We start from the raw sequence: 473 nt of genomic DNA, 5'->3' as shown, positions 1-473 counted from the left end.
CGCTGGTATTGCCCGCTTCATCGTTAGTTAACACGTTGCCGCTGGCGACGGTGTCCTCAACGACAGTTTTGCTGTCATCTGCTGAATCTGTCAGTCTGGCCAGATCTTGCCCAGAAGTGCTATTTCCTGCTTGATCTGTAACAACAGCCGTGATTACTAGATTAGTACCGATGGCTGGAGCGATGATTCCGAGTTGTAAGCCATTATTTAAAATTTCTTGAGTGACTAGCCCATAAAATAGGGTGTTACCCGCTTGATCTGTAACTATTAATAGATCACCGATCGAGGTGCCAAGCCCCACAGTAACGGTGATATTTACCGGTCCTGTTAATTCAGTAGGATTAATGAAGCCATCGTTATTTAAGTCTTCATCAATAGTAACTGTCGGTGCAGCGGCAGATTGAGTATCAATCACCACATCTTGGGTAACAGTTTTGCTGTTGCCGGCCACGTCGGTGACGGTGGCGCTGACA

The 473-nt window shown here is 46.7% G+C and carries 1 protein-coding gene; it reads right to left on the bottom strand.

Going from position 1 to position 473, the window contains the following annotated elements; genetic code table 11:
• A partial coding sequence (locus L976_RS23585) for a hypothetical protein (protein WP_443018480.1) occupies positions 1-473 on the bottom strand: 473 nt, incomplete at both ends.

The organism is Shewanella sp. ZOR0012, assembly GCF_000798835.1.
Lineage (GTDB): Bacteria > Pseudomonadota > Gammaproteobacteria > Enterobacterales > Shewanellaceae > Shewanella > Shewanella xiamenensis.
Note: the sequence above shows the minus strand (reverse complement) of the source record. Positions and strands in the feature narration are given on the sequence as shown.